Here is a 2,039-nt window from a genome sequence, read left to right on the forward strand (position 1 = left end):
GCTGGCGCTGAGCTGGCATGCAAACGGCTTCTACTACGGCGTGGGCGTGGAGATTGACCTCTGGCTGCACGCCGGTTTTGATGTGGTGGTCAACGGATCGCGCGCCCATCTGCCCCAGGCGCAGGCTCGTTATGGCGCGTCGTTACTTCCTATTTGCTTACAGGTTTCCCCAGCGATTCTACGGCAGCGTCTGCAGGCGCGTGGGCGGGAGAGTGAAACGGAAATCGCCGCCCGCCTTGAACGCGCGGCACGCTACGCGCCGTATGACTGCCACGTCCTCAACAATGATGGCAGTTTGCTACAGTCTGTCGATACACTGCTCGCCCTGATGGGACGCAAGGAGAAGAAACATGTCTGTCTGTGAATTACGCCACGCCACGCTCTACGATACCGATGCGGTTTACGCGCTTATCTGTGAACTCAAGCAGGGACAATTCGATCGCCAGGCCTTTAGCGCCGGATACGCCGCGAATCTGCAAGATCCTAATATGCACTACCAATTGGCGCTGCTCGACGGAGAAGTCGTCGGCTTGATCGGTCTGCACCTGCAGTTTCATCTGCACCACGCCAACTGGATTGGCGAGATTCAGGAACTGGTGGTGATGCCACAGGCGCGAGGATTAACGGTAGGCAGTCAGCTACTGGCCTGGGCCGAAGCCACCGCACGCGAAGCAGGCGCAGAAATGACCGAGCTTTCCACCAGCACCCAACGCCTTAACGCGCACCGTTTCTACCAGCGCGAAGGCTATACCCAGAGCCATTTCCGCTTCACCAAACCGTTGTAGGGGGAGTCATGAGTCTGACCATTACGCTGACGGGAACCGGCGGCGCGCAGTTGGTGCCGGCATTTGGCTGCGACTGCGCGGCCTGTCAGCGGGCGCGCGTACAGGCGCAATACCGTCGACGCCCCTGTAGCGGGGTGGTCAAATTCAATCATGCGGTAACCCTGCTGGACGCGGGGATCCCGCATCTGATGGACGACTGGCCAGCGGGCAGCTTTCAGCAGTTTCTGCTGACCCACTATCATATGGATCATGTGCAAGGACTGTTTCCGTTGCGCTGGGGCGTGGGGGCGAGCATCCCGGTGTACGGCCCACCGGATGAGCAGGGTTGCGACGATCTGTTTAAGCATCCCGGTATTCTCGATTTTAGCCATACCATTGCGCCGTTCGTGGTATTTGACCTGCAAGGGTTGCAGGTGACGCCGCTGCCGCTCAACCATTCAAAGCTGACGTTTGGCTATTTGTTCGAGACCGCGCACAGCCGGGTGGCGTGGTTCTCCGACACCGCTGGGCTTCCCGATAAGACGCAGAAGTTTCTCCACAATAACCCACCGCAGGTGATTATCATCGACTGCAGCCATGCCCCGCGCGCCGAACCGCCGCGCAATCATTGCGATCTCAATACCGTCATCGCGCTGAACGAGGTTATCCGCTGTCCAAGGGTTATCCTGACGCATATCAGCCATCAGTTTGATCTGTGGCTGATGGAAAATCCGCTGCCGACAGGCATCGAAGCAGGATATGACGGGATGGAGATTGTGCTGGATTAGCGAGATTTGCCGGACGCGGTGAAACACCTGCTCCGGCCTATAAGCAGCCTATCAGGCGACTTTCTTAGTGGCGACATTTCGCTGCGCGACAAAGTCTTTAACAGACATAATACGGTTCAGTTCTTCTTGCGCCCGCATGTCATTTTCAACTTCCCACAAGTCAACCGCCGACTGTAGGTTACGCCAGAAATCAACGGAGGTATCAAACGCTTTCGCCAGGCGAAATGCCATATCCGTTGTTAATTTGCGATTATTATTGACCAGTGCGCTCACCGTATTACGGTGAACATGCAGTATTTCAGCTAGATCGTTAATTTTCAGATCGAGCGGCTCCAGGTATTCATATTGCAGGACATCACCCACAGTAGTTGGTTTTCTGGTTGCCTGTTTCATATCGTTACCTTACATTTTTCTAGTAGATGTGTGGGTCTAAGTACACATCTTCGGCCTTACCGTTAACCCATTTAAATATTAATCGGTACTGCTT

4 protein-coding genes and 1 pseudogene are annotated in these 2,039 nt (G+C 55.4%); 3 read left to right on the top strand and 2 right to left on the bottom strand.

The features are described 5' to 3' along the window. The 3 genes from phnN to phnP all read left to right on the top strand — a co-directional run. Positions 1-364 (top strand): ribose 1,5-bisphosphokinase (gene phnN, locus KQJ18_RS23675; RefSeq protein WP_216422915.1); only part of this gene is annotated, 364 nt, incomplete at its 5' end. Further along, complete coding sequence (phnO, locus tag KQJ18_RS23680) at positions 351-785, top strand: aminoalkylphosphonate N-acetyltransferase (protein ID WP_216422916.1); 435 nt, start codon at positions 351-353, stop codon at positions 783-785. The genes phnN and phnO, both read left to right, overlap by 14 nt. An 8-nt stretch (positions 786-793) precedes the next feature. Further along, the gene (phnP, locus tag KQJ18_RS23685; protein WP_204527838.1) at positions 794-1,552 is read left to right on the top strand and encodes a phosphonate metabolism protein PhnP; all 759 of its coding nucleotides are present in this window, start codon (positions 794-796) and stop codon (positions 1,550-1,552) included. Between the two features lie 51 nt (positions 1,553-1,603). Here the strand turns inward: phnP and KQJ18_RS23690 are convergent, their stop codons facing one another. Together KQJ18_RS23690 and KQJ18_RS24780 are read right to left on the bottom strand one after the other, a co-directional pair. Continuing rightward, positions 1,604-1,945 (bottom strand): HigA family addiction module antitoxin, encoded by a 342-nt coding sequence (locus tag KQJ18_RS23690; protein ID WP_038636361.1) that lies wholly within the window; start codon positions 1,943-1,945, stop codon positions 1,604-1,606. 19 nt (positions 1,946-1,964) lie between these two features. Beyond that, a pseudogene (locus tag KQJ18_RS24780) lies at positions 1,965-2,039 on the bottom strand (type II toxin-antitoxin system RelE/ParE family toxin); the annotation flags it as partial.

The organism is Citrobacter sp. S55_ASV_140 (genome assembly GCF_018919505.1).
Classification (GTDB): Bacteria; Pseudomonadota; Gammaproteobacteria; order Enterobacterales; family Enterobacteriaceae; genus Citrobacter; species Citrobacter werkmanii.